Origin of the sequence: Phocaeicola fibrisolvens (assembly GCF_025567125.1) — a bacterium.
GTDB classification, from domain to species: domain Bacteria; phylum Bacteroidota; class Bacteroidia; order Bacteroidales; family Bacteroidaceae; genus Phocaeicola; species Phocaeicola fibrisolvens.
This window is the reverse complement of record NZ_JAOQJI010000112.1, coordinates 1-425: the sequence shown is the minus strand read 5'-3', so window position 1 is coordinate 425 and position 425 is coordinate 1. Positions and strand designations below refer to the sequence as shown.

Annotated in this window: 1 pseudogene; it reads right to left on the bottom strand. The window is 39.3% G+C overall.

The features are described from left to right. Positions 1-425 (bottom strand): annotated as a pseudogene (locus OCV81_RS17735) (group II intron reverse transcriptase/maturase); the annotation flags it as partial.

Sequence of the window (425 nt, the reverse complement as noted above, 5' to 3'; positions counted from 1 at the left end):
GAGTAGTAGTTGTAGAATCCTCTGATTTCTGTGTTGAAACGTGCTACTATGTCTTGTGGCTCATTGTCTATCAGGTATGTTCTACCTTTAGAACTCCACACTTCTTTGCCATTTCGTGTTTTCACATTCATGGCTTCAAGACTCAGTAGCTTCTTCTTTATTACTTCTCGTGATACGTGTAGTATCACATTACCATTACGATGTCTACGAGTTTCTCCTCTTGCATTTTTCTGCGTTGTGTAATCTTTACGGACTGATATTTCATAGCCGAGAAATTTTGCACTGTCTTGTGAGTTGGTTATCAAGGTCTTTTCTTGCGACATCTCCAACTTTAGCTTTTCTTGCATAAATTGTGTGACATCCGCCTTGATTTTCTCGCACTCTGCTTTATTTCCAATGACCCCTATAAGGAAATCATCAGCGTA